The organism is Novilysobacter longmucuonensis (assembly GCF_046600735.1).
Lineage (GTDB): Bacteria > Pseudomonadota > Gammaproteobacteria > Xanthomonadales > Xanthomonadaceae > Novilysobacter_A > Novilysobacter_A longmucuonensis.
Map to the genome: position 1 here is coordinate 153,469 of NZ_JBJMAW010000002.1, position 16,354 is coordinate 169,822.

General features: G+C 67.9%; 9 protein-coding genes and 1 pseudogene. 7 read left to right on the forward strand and 3 right to left on the reverse strand.

Translation table 11 applies throughout. The annotated features are described in order from the left end of the window. The first annotated feature begins 108 nt into the window (after window positions 1–108). The 7 genes from ACJQWM_RS02745 to ACJQWM_RS02775 all read left to right on the forward strand — a co-directional run bounded on the left by ACJQWM_RS02745 (window position 109) and on the right by ACJQWM_RS02775 (window position 13,454). The gene (locus ACJQWM_RS02745; RefSeq protein WP_411306651.1) at window positions 109–1,431 is read left to right on the forward strand and encodes a glycosyltransferase; all 1,323 of its coding nucleotides are present in this window, start codon (window positions 109–111) and stop codon (window positions 1,429–1,431) included. Next, complete coding sequence (locus ACJQWM_RS02750) at window positions 1,421–2,644, forward strand: glycosyltransferase (protein ID WP_332704883.1); 1,224 nt, start codon at window positions 1,421–1,423, stop codon at window positions 2,642–2,644. The genes ACJQWM_RS02745 and ACJQWM_RS02750 overlap by 11 nt, the downstream gene beginning before the upstream one ends. Beyond that, window positions 2,641–3,828 carry a glycosyltransferase family 4 protein gene (locus ACJQWM_RS02755; protein ID WP_332704885.1) on the forward strand — a complete coding sequence of 396 codons (1,188 nt, stop codon included), beginning with the start codon at window positions 2,641–2,643 and terminating at the stop codon, window positions 3,826–3,828. Before ACJQWM_RS02750 ends, ACJQWM_RS02755 begins: the two co-directional genes overlap by 4 nt. Window positions 3,829–3,830: 2 nt before the next feature. Then, window positions 3,831–5,189, forward strand: coding sequence for an O-antigen ligase family protein (locus ACJQWM_RS02760; RefSeq protein ID WP_332704887.1), 1,359 nt, complete (start codon window positions 3,831–3,833; stop codon window positions 5,187–5,189). Next, entirely contained in the window at window positions 5,186–6,955 is a 1,770-nt protein-coding gene (locus ACJQWM_RS02765; protein ID WP_411306652.1) for a right-handed parallel beta-helix repeat-containing protein, read from the forward strand. The genes ACJQWM_RS02760 and ACJQWM_RS02765 overlap by 4 nt, the downstream gene beginning before the upstream one ends. Window positions 6,956–7,801: 846 nt before the next feature. After that, window positions 7,802–11,035 carry a choice-of-anchor Q domain-containing protein gene (locus tag ACJQWM_RS02770; RefSeq protein WP_411306653.1) on the forward strand — a complete coding sequence of 1,078 codons (3,234 nt, stop codon included), beginning with the start codon at window positions 7,802–7,804 and terminating at the stop codon, window positions 11,033–11,035. Window positions 11,036–11,384: 349 nt separating this feature from the next. Further along, a complete protein-coding gene (locus tag ACJQWM_RS02775) occupies window positions 11,385–13,454 on the forward strand; it encodes a choice-of-anchor Q domain-containing protein (protein ID WP_411306654.1) in 2,070 nt (689 codons plus the stop codon). 43 nt (window positions 13,455–13,497) lie between these two features. Here ACJQWM_RS02775 and ACJQWM_RS02780 read toward each other — a convergent pair. The 3 genes and pseudogenes from ACJQWM_RS02780 to ACJQWM_RS02790 form a co-directional block, all read right to left on the reverse strand. Continuing rightward, a pseudogene (locus ACJQWM_RS02780) lies at window positions 13,498–13,767 on the reverse strand (ATP-grasp fold amidoligase family protein); the annotation flags it as partial. Window positions 13,768–13,984: 217 nt separating this feature from the next. Then, window positions 13,985–14,758 (reverse strand): YdcF family protein, encoded by a 774-nt coding sequence (locus tag ACJQWM_RS02785; protein WP_332704972.1) that lies wholly within the window; start codon window positions 14,756–14,758, stop codon window positions 13,985–13,987. A gap of 25 nt (window positions 14,759–14,783) precedes the next feature. Further along, window positions 14,784–16,331: an oligosaccharide flippase family protein gene (locus ACJQWM_RS02790; RefSeq protein ID WP_332704974.1), complete on the reverse strand. Its 1,548-nt coding sequence runs from the start codon at window positions 16,329–16,331 to the stop codon at window positions 14,784–14,786. Between the last annotated feature and the right edge of the window lie 23 nt (window positions 16,332–16,354).

Here is a 16,354-nt window from a genome sequence, read left to right on the forward strand (position 1 = left end):
AGCACATGGCCTCGCAGGCTTCGCCGGGACGTTGTGTTGAGGACGAGCGGGACCGAAAGGCACGCACCGAAGCACTCACTGAACAACGCACCGCAACACGAGCAAAACATGCACACGATGGACGCGAAAAGCCGGGTGCACCAGTCGCCCGCGGAGCACTACAGCGAACTGGACCCACCAAGCCCGGCCGTGGTTCCACCCCGGCGCGTGCTGTACATGGTCTCGCTGTTCCCATCTTGGTCGGAGACCTTCATCGTGCGCGAGATCAGCGCACTGATCGAGGACGGCGTGGACGTGCGGATACTGTCGCTCAAGCGCCGTACGGAGGCGCTGGTGCACTCCGATGCCGCGGCGCTGCTGGAGCGGGTGCGCCAGCCGCAGGGATCCGGCGCAGGGCTGTGGAAGATCCTGCGGGCGCTGCTGACCCACCCGGTCCGGATTCTCGCTGCCGCCGCGACCATCGTCGCCGGCACGTGGCGCCAGCCAGGCGTGCTGCTGAAGTCGCTCGGCGCGCTTGCACGCGCGCTCGAGCACCTGGAATGGCTGCGCCAGTTCGATCCCGAGCTGATCCACGCGCACTGGGCGAACTACCCCTCCACGGCGGCCTGGGCCCTGAGCAGGATCATCCGGCGCCCGTTCGGTTTCACCTCCCACGCCCACGATATTTTTGTCAACGGCCACCTGCTGCGGCGCAAGCTCCAGGACGCCGCGCTGGCGGTGACCATCTCGCGCCACAACGTCGAGTGGTTCGACCGGAACGTCTCCGCCACGGCACACGAGAAGCTGAAGGTGGTGCATTGCGGTGTCGACCTGCAACACATCGAGTGGCAACCCGAAGGCCGCAATGGGCAACTCATCGTGGCGGTCGGCCGGCTCCATCCGATCAAGGGATTCGACACCCTGATCGAAGCACTCGCGCTGGCCTGGCGCGGCGGCGCGCGGTTCCGCTGCAGGATCATCGGCGAGGGGCCGCTGCGCGCCGAGCTCCAGGCGCTGGTGCACGCACGTGGCCTGGACGACTGCATCGAACTGGCCGGAGCGCAGCCGCAGGAAGTGGTGCGTGCCGCGCTGCGCGAGGCCGCCGTGTTCGCCCTGCCCAGCCAGGTGGCGGCCGATGGAGGACGCGACGGCATCCCAGTGGCGCTGATGGAGGCGATGGCATCCGGCTGCGCGGTGGTGAGCTGCCGGACCTCCGGGATTCCCGAACTGATCAGCGATGGCCAGCAGGGCCTGCTGGTACCCGAGCGCGATGCACCGGTCCTGGCCGGCGCGCTGCAGCGGCTGCTGGGCGACGCGATACTGCGGCGCCGGCTCGCCAGTGCCGCGCGCCAACGCGTCGAGCAGCAGTTCGACGCCCGCCACGAGGCCGGGAAGCTGCGTCGGCTGATGACCAACGCACTGACAGCGGAGGCCGCGACCGATGCCCGCTAAACGGCTGCTGGTGGTGATCGACGAGATGGAGGTCGGCGGCAGCCAGCGTCAGATCGTGCACCTGTTGACCGGCCTGGATCGCAGCCGCTGGCAGCCGGAAGTTGCCTACTTCAGGAACGAGTCGTTCCTGGTCGGCCGGCTCGAAGCCGCCGGCATTCCGGTGCATCGACTGCCCAAGCGCGGCCGCTTCGACCCACATTTTCTGCGCCACTTCCACCGCCTGCTCCGCCAAGGCAACTACGACCTGGTGCATGCCTTTTCGCTGACAGCCGAGCTGTGGACGGTGGTGGCCAGCTGGCTATGCCGGCGTCGCCCGCCGCTCATCGCCTCGGAGCGCAACCAGCAGCTCGGCAAGCCGGCGTGGTACTGGCCGGTCAAGCGCTTGGTGCTCTGGCGCAGCGCCGGGGTCATCGCCAACTCCGAGGCCGGCGCGCGCGTAACGGCGCAGCAGACCGGCCGATCGCTGGAATTTTTCGACACCATCGCCAACGGGGTGGAGGTCCTCGCGCGCCTCGGGCTTGCACAGCGCGAGATCCTGCGCGCGGAAGTAGGCGTGCCGGCCGGCCGCGTGTTCGCCTTGTTCGTGGGCCGCCTGGTGCCGCAGAAGAACCTGCCATGCCTGATCAGGGCCATGGCCATGTTGCCGCCGAGCCAGCGGCCGTGGCTGGGGCTGGTCGGCGACGGTCCGCTGCGCCGCCAGGCCCAGCGGATGGCGACCGCGTCCGGGGTCGCGCTGGACATGCGCTTCTTCGGCGAGCGCGACGACGCCACAAGGCTGATGCAGGGCGCGGACTTCCTGGTGCTGCCGTCGCACTTCGAGGGGCTGTCCAACGCCCTGCTGGAGGCGATGGCGGCCGGCTGCCCGGCGATCGCCTCGGCGGTCGGCGGCACCCCCGAACTGATCGAGCACGAGCGTACCGGCCTGCTGTTCGCCGCGGACGACGCCCACGGCCTGGCATCAAACATGGCCAGGCTCTGCGCAGACGGCGCTATCCGATCGAAGCTGTCACTGCAGGCGCGCGACTATGTCGGACGCACCTACGGAATCGCCGCGATGGTCGCCGCCACGGTGGCGGTGTACGAGCGTTGCCTGGCGCCCACCTCGCGCCGCCCGGCCAGGCCGGACCCGCCCTCGGCACCGGCCAGGAACGAGCCACCGCCGGACGCGAGCCCGGCGTCGGCCAAACCGAACAATGCGGAGTTGCACCGATGACTGACCCCCGCCCGCCGCTGCACGTCCTGATGCTGCTGGACGCCGCTTACCCGCCGCTGCAGGGCGGCGGCACGGAAATGCAGGTCCGCACGCTGTCCAGGGCGTTGCGCGCGCGGGGCCATCGGGTGACGGTGCTCGCGCCGTTGACTCCAGGCGGCGTGCAACAGCGCGCCGGGCGCCTGGATGGCGTGCCGGTCTGCCGGCTGCCGTATCCGCGCCTGCATCTGGTCGGCGGGGTGTGGCTGATGATCCGCCTGTTCCTGTTCCTGATTTCCAGGCGCGATCGCTACGACGCCTGGCACGTGCATTCTCCGCGCCGGCTCGGCGCGGTGGCAGCCCTGCTCGGAAGCTGGCTCGCCAAACCCCAGGTCGTGGTCAAGGTCGCCAGTGCGACCGAGTTCGAAAGCGGCACGCTGGCGCCACGTCCATCCGCCTTGAATCGATCGCTTTACCTATGCCTGCGACGCGCGGATGCGTGGCAGGCGATCAGCGGCAGGATCGGCAGAGCGCTCGCGGCGCGGGGCATCCCGCCGCACCGCATCGCGGCGATTCCCAATGCGGTCGACCTGTCCCGATTCAACGCGTCCGCCGGCACCGGCAGTGAGCACCCGCGTTTCGTGTTCATCGGTAGACTGGTCACCGCCAAGAACCTGTTCATGCTGCTGGAGGCGTTTGCCGAACTGTTGCGGGTGCATCCGGGTGCGCAGTTGCGCATCGTCGGCGGCGGACCACTGGAGGCGGCGCTGAAGCAACGCGCGCACGTGCTGGACATCGAGTCAGGCGTCGAATTCACCGGGCACCGCAGCGACGTCGAGCGATTGCTGGCCGACGCTGATTTCGGGGTGCTGCCCTCCACCGTCGAAGGTCTGTCCAACACCCTGCTCGAATGCATGGCCAGCGGGCTGCCGATGATCGCCAGCCGCATCAGCGGCAGCGAGGACCTGGTCCGTACCGGTATCAACGGCTGGCTGTTCGAGCCGGGCGACCGCGCTGAACTGACGCGCTGCCTGATCGAGGCGGCATCGCTTGCGCCGCAACGGCGTCGCGAACTGGGTGAACAGGCGCGCGCCGCGATCGAGCGCCACGCCAGTCTGGACAGCGTGCTCGAGCGCATGCTGCCGTTCTACCGCGGCGCGCCCACGGCGGCGCGCAGCCGGATGTCCGCGGCCAGCGAAAGGGTTTGAACATGCTTCGACTGCTGTTCGCCATCGCCATAGTGCTGCTGCCCAACGCGCTGCACGTCTCGGTCGATACGGGGATCCCCGGTCTGAACTTCAGCAACCTGCTGTTGCTGGTGTTGATCGGTGCGCTGCTCATCAGCGCGAAGGAGCCCAGGCCGGCGCTGGCCGGGCCGGGGTATCTATCGGCGCCGTTGATCGCGCTGTTCCTCGTGCTGGGGCTGGGATTTGTGATCGCCCAATGGAGCGAGCCAGGCGATCTGATGGAGGACCTGACCCGCCTGAAGAACGCGATCTTCTATCCGATCTTGTACTTCGTGTACCGGCGCTGCCGGCTGGGCCTGAAAGCCACACGCCAGTTGATCATGCTGGTTCTGCTGGTAGCCGTGGTCGCGGGTCTGGAGGCGGTCTACCAGGGCGTCCAGTTCGGGCTCGGGCAATATGTCGACAGCGAGCGGGCCTCCGGTCCGTTCGGCGGGCCCGAAATGGCCAATCGTGCAGGCGTGTTCTATGCCTTTTTCCTGCCGTTGCTGGCTGCGGCGGCAGTGCTGATGACCCGGCCCAAAGCGGTGCGTATGGCCGCGATCGGCGGCTGCGTCGTGCTGGCCGCGGCGATCATGCTGACCTACTCGCGGCAGTCCTACCTGATTGCCGTGTTCGGGCTGCTGATGCTGCTGATGCACCTGATGCGCCGCAAAGCCATGGTCGCGATGGTGGCCGGACTCATGTTGCTGGTGTCGGTCGGGCTGTTTCCCGACAGCGTCGTCCAGCGCGTGCAGGAAACCCGGCAGGTCGACGCCGCCGGAGCGGCAACCCTGGACTCGAGCACCGCCAGCCGTTTCGACATCTGGAGCGGCGCCGTAAAGATGTGGAGCGACCACCCGGCTGGGGTCGGCCTGGGCCGCTTTGCCACCAACATCGGCGAGTATTCCAGCCATGTCGGCATGGACGCGCACAACACCTACGTGTTGATGCTGGCCGAGACCGGCCCGCTGGGACTGGCGGCGCTGCTGTGGGTGTTCTGGCGTCTTTGGGGCCTGGGGCGACGATTGCGCGAATCGGCCGCCAGCACCGACCTGGAAGCGCAAGCGCTGGCGCTGGGTTTCAGGATCGCGGTGGTTTCAGTGGCATTGAGCAATATCTATGGCAGCGCGTTCTTCGAGGGCCTGATCATGGCGAGCTTCTGGGTGCTGTGCGGCCTGCTCGAGCGCTACTACGCGCTCAAGGCACATGCCGCGAACGAACTGGCCGAGGAACAGCAGCCGGCTGAGCCGGTCGGGATTCGCGACCGCTTTCCGCTGGCGGCCCGCGCCCTGCCGGGTGCGGGGCGACCCTTCCGCACCGCTCCGAGGACCTATCCGCGATGACGAACGACCGGCTGCCGACGCCTGCGCTTCGCCGCGCAACCGCCAGTGGGCCGGGCCGCCGCCGGCCGCAGCGGCGTGGCGCGCTGCTCGTACATGCGCTCGCGGTGATGGCACTGAGCAGTCTGGGTGCGTGTGCCGCCGAAAACGCTTTCACCGGCGAGGGCGACGAACTGGTCGAACTCGATTCGAGTGCTTCGCAGGCGGCCGCTTCGCATGCGGCGGCGTCGCACGCCGCTGCCTCGGCGGCGGTAGCGAACGCCCTGCCTAAGACCTCCCGCCGCCGCTCTGCGTCGTCCGAGATCGATTCGACCACCTGGTACGTGCGCGTCGATGGCGGCGACGCGGACCAATGCACCGGTCGTGCCGATGCGGCCTATCCCGGCAGCGGCACCGGTGAGGCCTGTGCCTGGAAGCATCCGTTCTTCGCCCTGTCGCCCGATGGCGCCATCCGCATCGCCGGCGGCGACACCCTGCTGATCGGCAGCGGCGACTACATGATGGGCCGCGGTGCTCCGGGCGCCGGCGAATGCTCCGGCAAGGACTGCCATATGCCACCGGTCCCCAGTGGCCCCACCGCCACCACCCCGACCCGCATCCTGGGCGACTCCCGGTCGGCGCCGCCCGTGCTGTGGGGTTCGGGCGGCGCCGACCGAATCCTCAACCTGGAGGGCAGCTCGAACGTCGAGATCGGCATATTGGACGTCACCGACCGGGACGATTGCGTGCACAACCATTCCGCCGCGGGCGCGGACTGCCCGGCCCGGGGCAGCGGACACTGGGCCGGGGCCGGCCTGTTCGCCCGCGCCTCGCGCAATGTCCGGCTGCACGACCTGCGCATCCACGGTATGGCCCAGCAAGGTATCCGCGCCGGCGGCCTGAGCGACTGGACGTTGGAGCGGGTCAAGCTCATCGCCAACGGCCGTGCCGGCTGGGATGGCAATGTCGGTGACGACGGCTCCAACTCGGGCCGGATCGTGCTGCGCGAGATCGAGATCGGGTGGAACGGCTGTGGCGAGCGCTGGAAAACCGGTGAGCCATGGGCCTGCTGGGCGCAAAAGACCGGCGGCTACGGCGACGGCCTGGGCACCACCGAGACCGGCGGCCACTGGTTGGTCGAGGACGCCTACATCCACCACAACACCTCCGACGGGCTGGACCTGCGCTACATGGACGGCAAGGACTCCACCCACGTAACCGTGCGCCGCACCCATGCGGTCGCCAATGCCGGCAACCAGGTCAAGGTCCGCGGCAACGCCACCATCGAGAATTCAGTGCTGGTCAGCCAGTGCGCCTACTTCAGAGGCAAGCACTTCATGGTCGAGGGCGACCACTGCCGCGCCGGTGGCAACACCCTGCAACTGGTCCCGACTTCCAACGACACCATCAGCGTGCGCCACAACACCATCACCGGCGAAGGCGGCGTGCTGATCGGTGCCAACGAGGGCGACAGCAGCAACCGGATCGATATCCGCAACAACGTGCTGATCGGCTTCCCGACCTTCCGCAACCCCGACGTCCGGAGCGCGGTCTACTACGCCAACGATGCCCCGGCCCGGGTCAACTGGGATGGCAACCTGGTCTGGAACGTCAAGCGCGGCAAGTGCCCCGAGGGCAGCATCTGCGATCAGGATCCGAAGCTGGCCAACATGACGCTGCCGGGCTTCGATGCCGAGCCGCTGCCCGGCAGCCCGGTGATCGACCGCGTCTCACCGCCGCCACGCCGCCCGCACGGCCCGCCGCGACCGCAGGGTTCGCAGCCCCGCTAGAGTCCTGGCCCGATGCCGGACCGGGGCAACGCCTCCAGCCGGCGCCAACCATCCGCAGGCTGCTCTGGCAAGCCCGGCCTGCAAGTGGCCCTGCACGAAGTGCGTGTAAAGCCGGACTCCCCGGTTACTCCGCATCCGATGCCCAAACGCAGCCGAGCAAGCCCGTCTCCATGTGGCCGCGCGCGTCGGCAAGGCTGCATACCTAGAGGCCGCGTTCGCAGGGTTGGCTGACGAGCCCAGCGCCTGCGATGGGGTTCGCTGCGGGCGACTCTTCCCCCCAAGTGCCGAAAGGCAGCCGAGCAAACTCGGCTCTACGTAAAGCCGGCACGTGCGGTGGGGATTGCTGTGCGCGACTCATCTTGGGGGCTGCCCCCCGAGTGCCGAAAGGGGCAGCCGAGCAAGCTCGGCTCTACAGGAGCGCAGCGCACGCGTGGGGCTCGCTGGACCCCGCGCGCTACGCCGACAGGCCTGCTGCCGCTCCCGGCCGCTGAACTCATGTGATCACTTCCTAGGGTGCCGTCGCCAAGCCGCCGGCGCTGCCGCCGGGGTGCGGCCGATTGCCTGCGAAAGCGTGATGCCGGACACGAAACGGGGGCTCAGAGCGTCGCCAGGCCGGCCGTTTTCCGCGGCGAAAACAGGCGCCGCGGACCCTCACGCTCGCTACTCCCGGCTGAATGACGCCGTCGTGAAGATTCTTAGTGGGAACCGCGTCAAATTTTTGACGCAGTGGGCGTGACGCAGCGCACAAAAGGGCTGGAGGGCCCTTCCTAACATCGCCGCCGGCTCGAAGGGAGCCCTCCTCCTTTTCTAAACCCCGCTTAAACAGCGACGGAGTCCCACACCCTCATGTCTACTCATCGTTCCGGCAAGCTTGCCCTCCTGCTTCTCGCGCCTCTCGGTTTCGCAGCCCACGGTTCGGCCGAGGCGGCCACCACCTACCACGTCCGCGCCGACGGCGGCGACGCCAGTCAGTGCACCGGCCGCGCCGACGCCCCGTATTCCGGCAGCGGCAGCAACCAGGCCTGCGCCTGGAAGCACCCGTTCGTCGCCCTGCCCCCCGGTGGCACGCCCCGCATCGCCGGCGGCGACACCCTGATCATCGGCAAGGGCAGCTACAAGATGGGCTCGGGCTTCATGCCGCCGATCCCCAGCGGCCCCTCGGCCACCAGCAAGACCCGCATCCTCGGCCGCGCCGGCGCCGAGCCCAAGCTCTGGGGCGCCGGCGGCACCAAGCGCGTGCTCAACCTGGACGGCAGCTCCAATGTCGAGCTCGGCTTCTTGGACGTCACCGACCAGGACGACTGCGTCTATGGCCACAGCGTGAGCAGCGCCAGCTGCGGCTCGGGCGACTGGGGCCGCGTCGGCCTGTACGCCCGCAACTCCAGGAACGTCTGGATCCATGACGTCAATATCCACGGCCTGGCCCAGAACGGCATCAACGCCGGCGGCCTGAGCAGCTGGACCAGGGAGCGGGTCAAGATCAACGCCAACGGCCGCGCCGGCTGGGATGCCAACATCGGTTCGGGCAGCTCCAACTCCGGCCAGATGGTCCTGCGCGAGGTCGAGATCGGCTGGAACGGCTGCGGCGAGCGCTGGAAGACCGGCGAGCCGTGGGCGTGCTGGGCGCAGCAGACCGGCGGCTACGGCGACGGCCTGGGCACCATCGACACCGGCGGCCAGTGGCTGGTCGAGGACTCCTTCATCCACCACAACACCTCCGACGGCCTGGACTTCCGCTACATGGACGGCGCCGACTCCACCCACGTGACCCTGCGCCGCGTGTATGCCGTGGCCAATGCCGGCAACCAGGTCAAGGTGCGCGGCAACGCCACCGTCGAGAACTCGGTGCTGGTCAGCGAGTGCGCCTACTTCGAAGGCAAGCACTACATGGTCACCGACGACAACTGCCGCGCCGGTGGCAACACCCTGCAGTTCGTGCCGACCTCCAACGACAAGATCCTCGTCCGCCACAACACCATCACCGGTGAGGGCGGCGTACTGATCGGTGCCAACGAGGGCGACAGCAGCAGCCACATCGACATCCGCAACAACGTGCTGATCGGCTTCCCGGCCTTCCGCAAGCCCAGCGTCCAGAGCTCGGTCTACTACGCCAACAATGCCCCGGCCCAGGTCAGCTGGGACGGCAACCTGATGTGGAACGTCAAGGACAACGAATACGCCTGCCCCTCGGGCAGCATCTGCGGCAAGGACCCGATGCTGGCCGACATGACCCTGCGCGGTTTCAATGCCGAACCGCGCGACGGCAGCCCGGTCATCGACAAGGTCTCCGTACTCGCCGGCATCGACACCGACTTCCTGCTGCAGCCGCGCCCGGTCGGTACGGCCAGCGATGTCGGTGCGTATGAAATGCAGGTCGGCGGAATCATTTCCGATCCTGATCCGATCGATCCGATCGACCCGGTCGATCCGACCTGCACCCGCGGTGCGCCGACGCTGAGCATCTCCGGTCCGACCACCGCGGTCGCCGCCGGGACCACCAGCACCTTTGATCTGGCCCTGCGCAACAACGACTCCACCGCGTGCAGCAACACGACCTTCAACCTGGCCCGGACGGTACCGTCGGGTTGGACCGGCACCCTGTCGGCGAACAGCGTGGCCCTGGCTCCGGGAGCCACCGGCAAGGCGGCCATCCAGGTGACCTCGCCGACGACCGCCACCGCCGGCTCCTACGGCATCGGTGCCGGTGCGAGCAGCACCGAGGGCAGCGTCCACACGCAGAGCGCCTCGGCCACGTACCAGATCGAGGATTCGAGCAGCACCAGCACCGATGGCCTGACCAGCAGCGTCGGCACCGACAAGACCCAGTATGTCGGCGGTGAAACCGTGCACATGAGCGCCCGCGTGCTCCACAACGGCAAGCCGGTCTCAGGTGTGAAGGTGCGCTTCGGTGCGCTCAAGCCCAATGGCATCAACGAGGTCGTGGAGAAGGCCACCACCGACAGCAACGGCTATGCCCGCGCGTCGTTCGTCTCCGGCTCCGGCCAGAGCTCGATCGGTACCTACCAGCTGCGTGCCGAAACCAGCCGTGGCAGCCATTCGGCCATTGCCACCAGCACCTTCTCGGTCGCCGATCCAGATGCCGCCACGGCCACCGGCATGACCGAAACCGTCGCCACCGACAAGACCAGCTACGTCGCCGGCGAGACCGTGCACATGAGTGCCCGCGTGCTCAACAACGGCAAGGCGGTCTCCGGTGCCGAGGTGCGCTTCGGTGCGCTCAAGCCCAATGGCATCAACGAGGTCGTGGAGAAGGCCATCACCGACAGCAACGGCTACGCCCGCGCCTCGTTCGTCTCCGGCTCCGGCCCGAGCTCGATCGGTGCCTACCAGCTGCGTGCCGAAGCGACCAGCGGCAGCCTGTCGGCCACCGCCAGCAGCACCTTCTCGGTTGCCGATGCCGGCACCGGCACCGAGGTCGCCACGGCCACCGGCATGACCGAAACCGTCGCCACCGACCAGACCAGCTACGTCGCCGGCGAGACCGTGCACATGAGTGCCCGCGTGCTCAACAACGGCAAGGCGGTTTCCGGTGCCGAGGTGCGCTTCGGCGCGCTCAAGCCCAATGGCATCAACGAGGTCGTGGAGAAGGCCGTCACCGACAGCAACGGCTATGCCCGCGCGTCGTTCGTCTCCGGCTCCGGCCCGAGCTCGATCGGCACCTACCAGCTGCGTGCCGAGGCGACCAGCGGCAGCCTGTCGGCCACCGCCAGCAGCACCTTCTCGGTTGCCGACGAGGGCGTGGCCCAGGTCGAGGCAGGCTTTACCGACACCGTCGCCACCAGCAAGTCCAGCTATGACGCCGGTGAAACCGTGTACATGAGTGCTCGCGTGCTCCACAACGGCAAGCCGGTCGCGGGTGCGAACGTGCGCTTCGGTGCGCTCAAGCCCAACGGCATCAACGAGGTCGTGGAGAAGGCCACCACCGACAGCAACGGCTATGCCCGCGCGTCGTTCGTCTCCGGCTCCGGCCCGAGCTCGATCGGCACCTATCAGCTGCGTGCCGAAGCGACCAGCGGCAGCGAGTCGGCCACCGCCAGCGGCACCTTCTCGGTGGGCTGAGGCCGAGCGAAACACCCGGGGCCTGGAGGGGTCCAGGTCTCCCAGTTTGGATGAGGGGGGAGCGGCTTCAAGCGAGAGCTTGAAGCCGCTTTTTTTTGTCGTCCGCTGCCGCCGACCCGCCGCTTCGAATCCGCTCTCGCGCCGCCGGAAGGCACCGGAAATTCAGGGTGACGCGCGTCAAGTTTTTGGCACGTGCAGTTAAACCGGGGCTGCACGGCCCCTATTCATCTTTATCTACGGAACGTATACGTGAGCCAGGTCGCAGAAGGCCTGTCGGGGCGTCCATAGCATCCACGCCTCCACGGAGGGAACGGTTCTTGACCTGTCCGTCACTTCGTAGGAGATCTGCGTGTCATCTATCGTTCACAACCGCTTCACCGCCAAGTCACCGGTTTCGCTGCTGTTGCTGGCCTGTGGACTTGCCGCCTGGGGTTCCGCGCAAGCGGCCACCACCTATCATGTCCGCGCCGACGGCGGCGACGCCAGCCAGTGCACCGGCCGCGCCGACGCCCCGTATTCCGGCAGCGGCAGCAACCAGGCCTGCGCCTGGAAGCACCCGTTCGTCGCCCTGCCCCCCGGTGGCACGCCCCGCATCGCCGGCGGCGACACCCTGATCATCGGCAAGGGCAGCTACAAGATGGGCTCGGGCTTCATGCCGCCGATCCCCAGCGGCCCCTCGGCCACCAGCAAGACCCGCATCCTCGGCCGCGCCGGCGCCGAGCCCAAGCTCTGGGGCGCCGGCGGCACCAAGCGCGTGCTCAACCTGGACGGCAGCTCCAATGTCGAGCTCGGCTTCTTGGACGTCACCGACCAGGACGACTGCGTCTATGGCCACAGCGTGAGCAGCGCCAGCTGCGGCTCGGGCGACTGGGGCCGCGTCGGCCTGTACGCCCGCAACTCCAGGAACGTCTGGATCCATGACGTCAATATCCACGGCCTGGCCCAGAACGGCATCAACGCCGGCGGCCTGAGCAGCTGGACCATGGAGCGGGTCAAGATCAACGCCAACGGCCGCGCCGGCTGGGATGCCAACATCGGTTCGGGCAGCTCCAACTCCGGCCAGATGGTCCTGCGCGAGGTCGAGATCGGCTGGAACGGCTGCGGCGAGCGCTGGAAGACCGGCGAGCCGTGGGCGTGCTGGGCGCAGCAGACCGGCGGCTACGGCGACGGCCTGGGCACCATCGACACCGGCGGCCAGTGGCTGGTCGAGGACTCCTTCATCCACCACAACACCTCCGACGGCCTGGACTTCCGCTACATGGACGGCGCCGACTCCACCCACGTGACCCTGCGCCGCGTGTATGCCGTGGCCAATGCCGGCAACCAGGTCAAGGTGCGCGGCAACGCCACCGTCGAGAACTCGGTGCTGGTCAGCGAGTGCGCCTACTTCGAAGGCAAGCACTACATGGTCACCGACGACAACTGCCGCGCCGGTGGCAACACCCTGCAGTTCGTGCCGACCTCCAACGACAAGATCCTCGTCCGCCACAACACCATCACCGGTGAGGGCGGCGTACTGATCGGTGCCAACGAGGGCGACAGCAGCAGCCACATCGACATCCGCAACAACGTGCTGATCGGCTTCCCGGCCTTCCGCAAGCCCAGCGTCCAGAGCTCGGTCTACTACGCCAACAATGCCCCGGCCCAGGTCAGCTGGGACGGCAACCTGATGTGGAACGTCAAGGACAACGAATACGCCTGCCCCTCGGGCAGCATCTGCGGCAAGGACCCGATGCTGGCCGACATGACCCTGCGCGGTTTCAATGCCGAACCGCGCGACGGCAGCCCGGTCATCGACCGCGTTTCGCTGCTCGCCGGCATCGACACCGACTTCCTGCTGCAGCCGCGCCCGGTCGGCACGGCCAGCGACATCGGTGCGTATGAAATGCAGCCTGTAGTTGAAGTGGAGCCGACGATTGTGGCCCCACCCATGAGCCGCAATACCCCGCCGATGCTGGTCGTTGCACCCACCGCCTCCAATCGCCCGGTGGCCGCGGTGGCGCCGGTCAGCGACGCGAGTCCCGACATCGACGCCAGCACACCCGGCCCGCTGGCCCATGGCGATGTTGCGCCAGTGGCACCGGCGCGCATCGAAGTGAAGACGGCCTTCGTACGATTCGCCGAGCACGCATGGCATTCGTTTGCGCGACTGATCGGGTCGGCATGGCAAGCGGAAGCCTCGGTTCCGCCGGCGCAAGTTCAGCAGTCCGCGCCGCGGCAGCCGACCGGGACCTCCGCCGCGACGCACGTGGTCGCGCCATACCAGGCGACCGCACCGCATCAGGCAGTCGCGCCGGAGTTGCTCCGAGCGACGGTGGAACCGCGGCGTGCCGCCGGCTGGAGGTATGCGGTGCACGGCTGGAAGGCGGCGGTGGGGATCGAACCGCCGCCGCGCATGGGCACGGTGCACGCGCGATAGCAGAAGCGCCGCGGCCAATGGGCCGCTCCGGCGACGCGCATTGTTACCAGTAGTCGCCGAGGATCCGGTCGTATTCGCCGAGTGACCTGGCGCCGGAACTCGGCGCCAGGGTCAGTTCGCGGAAATAGATCTTGTCGTCGAAGTCATACAGATCGACGCGGACGCAATCGAACTCGCTGCCCAGGACCTCGGCAATCTCGAGCAGGCGTTCAAGGTTGCGTGGACGCTCCGGCAACGGGTCGGGCGTGGTGAACCCGAGAAAATTCGGGAGCGGCTGCCAGCCGCGGTCGAACAATGCGCACGTATGCCGTCCGAAGCGGTCGAGGTGGTGACATTCACCGAAAAGATCCTCGCGCGCCGTTTATCTGTCCACCCTGCCGATCGGCGACCAGCCACCCGCGGTGCCAGCGCTTGGCGCTACGCCGCATGGACGCCGTGAGAGATGATCCGGTAGCGCGGATCAGCCGGACGATGTGGCGGCAGTCGCGATGCCCCCCAGCGTCCCCGGAGTCGTCGCCGCGGATCGAAGTTCACTCGGTCGAATCGTGGGGCTGCCGATCCAGCCAGCCGCGCCACCCGTAGTACCGGATTCCCACCAGCTCGTGCAGCGCCGCTTCGGTCTTGAGCAGCGAACTGGTCCTTGGCAGCAGGTAGCCCGGTGCGCCGACGGGAACCGTCCTGAAGTCGGTGGGCAGCGGGCACACCTCGAAACCCACCGCCTCGAAGGACAGTCGCGCGCGCGGCATGTGCAGTGCGGAGGTCACCAGCGCGATCCGGCGCGGGACTCCGGGCATCATCCGGGCTACGTTCTCCGCGTTCTCGCGCGTGTTGGCCGAGTGCGACTCCGCATGCAGTGCGGGTCCAGGGACTCCCTGCCATTGTGCGTACCGGCCCATGAGCTCGGCCAAGGTTGCCGGTCCCGCGGCGACCGCGCCTCCGGTCACCACGACCTGGCGCCCCTCACGCTCGCGCCAGTACTGCACCCCGCGTTCGATCCGCCGCCGGCTGGCCAGATTCAGCACCGCGAAATCAGCCCGGCCCTGCGGCGGCCGATCGACGCCGCCGGCCAGCACCACCACGGTCGAGGGTGGATCGGTCAGGCACGTTGCCGGTCCCGCGACGGGTCGCTCCAGATAGTCCAGCAGCGAGTTGGCCACCAGCGGCGTCATCGCCAGCCAGGCAGCGACAGCCAACGCGAGGCAACCTGCCGCCAGCCATTTCGCACGGGAACGCAGTTGCCACGCGATGGGTGCCAGCACCGCGGCAAGCAGCAACCAGACCAGCGGTGAAAGCAACCATTTCATCTGCGCAGCGCGTCCCCCGCCAGGTTCACCGCGTGGGCGTCTTGCGCCAGTTCCATCTGGGCAAGGTCGCACGAAGCCGCGGGTCCAGCAGCCACACCGGAAGTGCGTATACCGCCAGGAAAAGTGCCCCCCCCGCGAACACCCGCGACCACGGTCCCGACAAGCCGAACATGTCGGTGTAGATGACGATCACCAGCAGCAACAGCGCAAAGCCGCCCGCGGTGCCCAGCGCCCGCGCATCGGGAAACCGCAGCAGTTCCCTTGGGCAACACAAGCATGTGGCGATGCTCAGCGCCACGTAGCTGATCACCGTGGCCCAGGCCGCGCCCATGTATCCGTAGATGGGGATCAACACGAAGTTCGCCGCGATGTTGAACACGGCGGCACCGGCGGTGAGCGAAAACACGCGCATCGAGCGCTTTCTCAACAGCAACCCGTAACCGGAGATGTCCAGCAGTGGGTACAGCGCCATCACCGTGCCCACCGCCACGAACACCGCCCCGGATGCGGCCTTGTCGGCGCCGGCCAACGCGACCAGGACGTCCTTGCCCACTGCCACGATCATCGCGGCGACGCCCAGGGATGCGTAGGTCATCGGCAACAGCACCCGACCCTTGAGCTCGCGCACTCCCACATCGCCCTCGCCGCCGTAGATGCGGTTGACTACCGGGACGAAGGCTTCCGACAGGGTCGCGCTCATGAACAGGTTGACCTGCATCGCCAGCGTGTAGCCGATGGTGTAGATGCCGACGGTGGCGTAGTCGTCGGTGATCTCCTTGAGCAGGACGCGGTCGATGGCGACCAGCGACATGGCCGCGAACTCGTTGGCCATCAGCGGCAAGCCGTACATCAGCGCGCCGCCGGTGGCCGCGAGGTCTATCGTGCGGCGGGAGAAACTGAGGTTGCGCGAGGCCCAGTAGACAAAGTAGCCGAGCAGCAACGTCGCCGCGATCAAGCGCCCGCCAAACACTGACAGGGCACTGCGCTCGACCAGGATCACTAATCCCAGCACCAGCGCGAGTTCCATGCCGCGACCGGTGACCTTGGTCGTCATCAGCAGGCCCGAGCGCTCGCTCGCTCGTACCACCGCCTGCACGATGCTGACCACCACCATCACCGGGATGATCAGCACCACGCACCAGAAGACGCCGGAGAACTCCGCCCGTCCCGTCCACTGCCAGCCCGCCAGCGCGGCGGCTACCACCGTCCACAACGACAGCGACAACAGCATCGGCAAGGTCACGAAATTGGTGCTGAAGTGCGCCTGCTGGCGGGCGTCTCCGTCGTGCGGATAGAAACGGATGATGGCGTGCTGCCCACCGAGCTTGGCCACCGCCACGGCGATCAACACCCAGGTGTTGAAGTACCCCATGACCCCGTATTGGGTGTTGTCCAGCAGCCGGGTCAACACCGGAAACGAGATGACGCCCGCCACCAGCAGCAGCATGTTGGCGACGGAGTAGCGCAGGTAATGCGTCGCGATTCCCGGCCGGGCCGGTAAACCCGGCGCGGCGTCCGACGCCCCCGATGCGACCTTCGCTGTCGGTGGCGGGATGTCCTGGCGGCGGCTCATCTCGGCGAAGCCGAGCCGCTACG

What these genes read in the sequence shown, in the direction of transcription:
- ACJQWM_RS02750 (WP_332704883.1), top strand. Translation starts at nt 1,421, where the DNA reads ATGCCCGCTAAACGGCTGCTGGTGGTGATCGACGAGATGGAGGTCGGC.
- ACJQWM_RS02770 (WP_411306653.1), top strand. Translation starts at nt 7,802, where the DNA reads ATGTCTACTCATCGTTCCGGCAAGCTTGCCCTCCTGCTTCTCGCGCCT.
- ACJQWM_RS02760 (WP_332704887.1), top strand. Translation starts at nt 3,831, where the DNA reads ATGCTTCGACTGCTGTTCGCCATCGCCATAGTGCTGCTGCCCAACGCG.
- ACJQWM_RS02785 (WP_332704972.1), bottom strand. Translation starts at nt 14,758, where the DNA reads ATGAAATGGTTGCTTTCACCGCTGGTCTGGTTGCTGCTTGCCGCGGTG.
- ACJQWM_RS02745 (WP_411306651.1), top strand. Translation starts at nt 109, where the DNA reads ATGCACACGATGGACGCGAAAAGCCGGGTGCACCAGTCGCCCGCGGAG.
- ACJQWM_RS02790 (WP_332704974.1), bottom strand. Translation starts at nt 16,331, where the DNA reads ATGAGCCGCCGCCAGGACATCCCGCCACCGACAGCGAAGGTCGCATCG.
- ACJQWM_RS02755 (WP_332704885.1), top strand. Translation starts at nt 2,641, where the DNA reads ATGACTGACCCCCGCCCGCCGCTGCACGTCCTGATGCTGCTGGACGCC.
- ACJQWM_RS02765 (WP_411306652.1), top strand. Translation starts at nt 5,186, where the DNA reads ATGACGAACGACCGGCTGCCGACGCCTGCGCTTCGCCGCGCAACCGCC.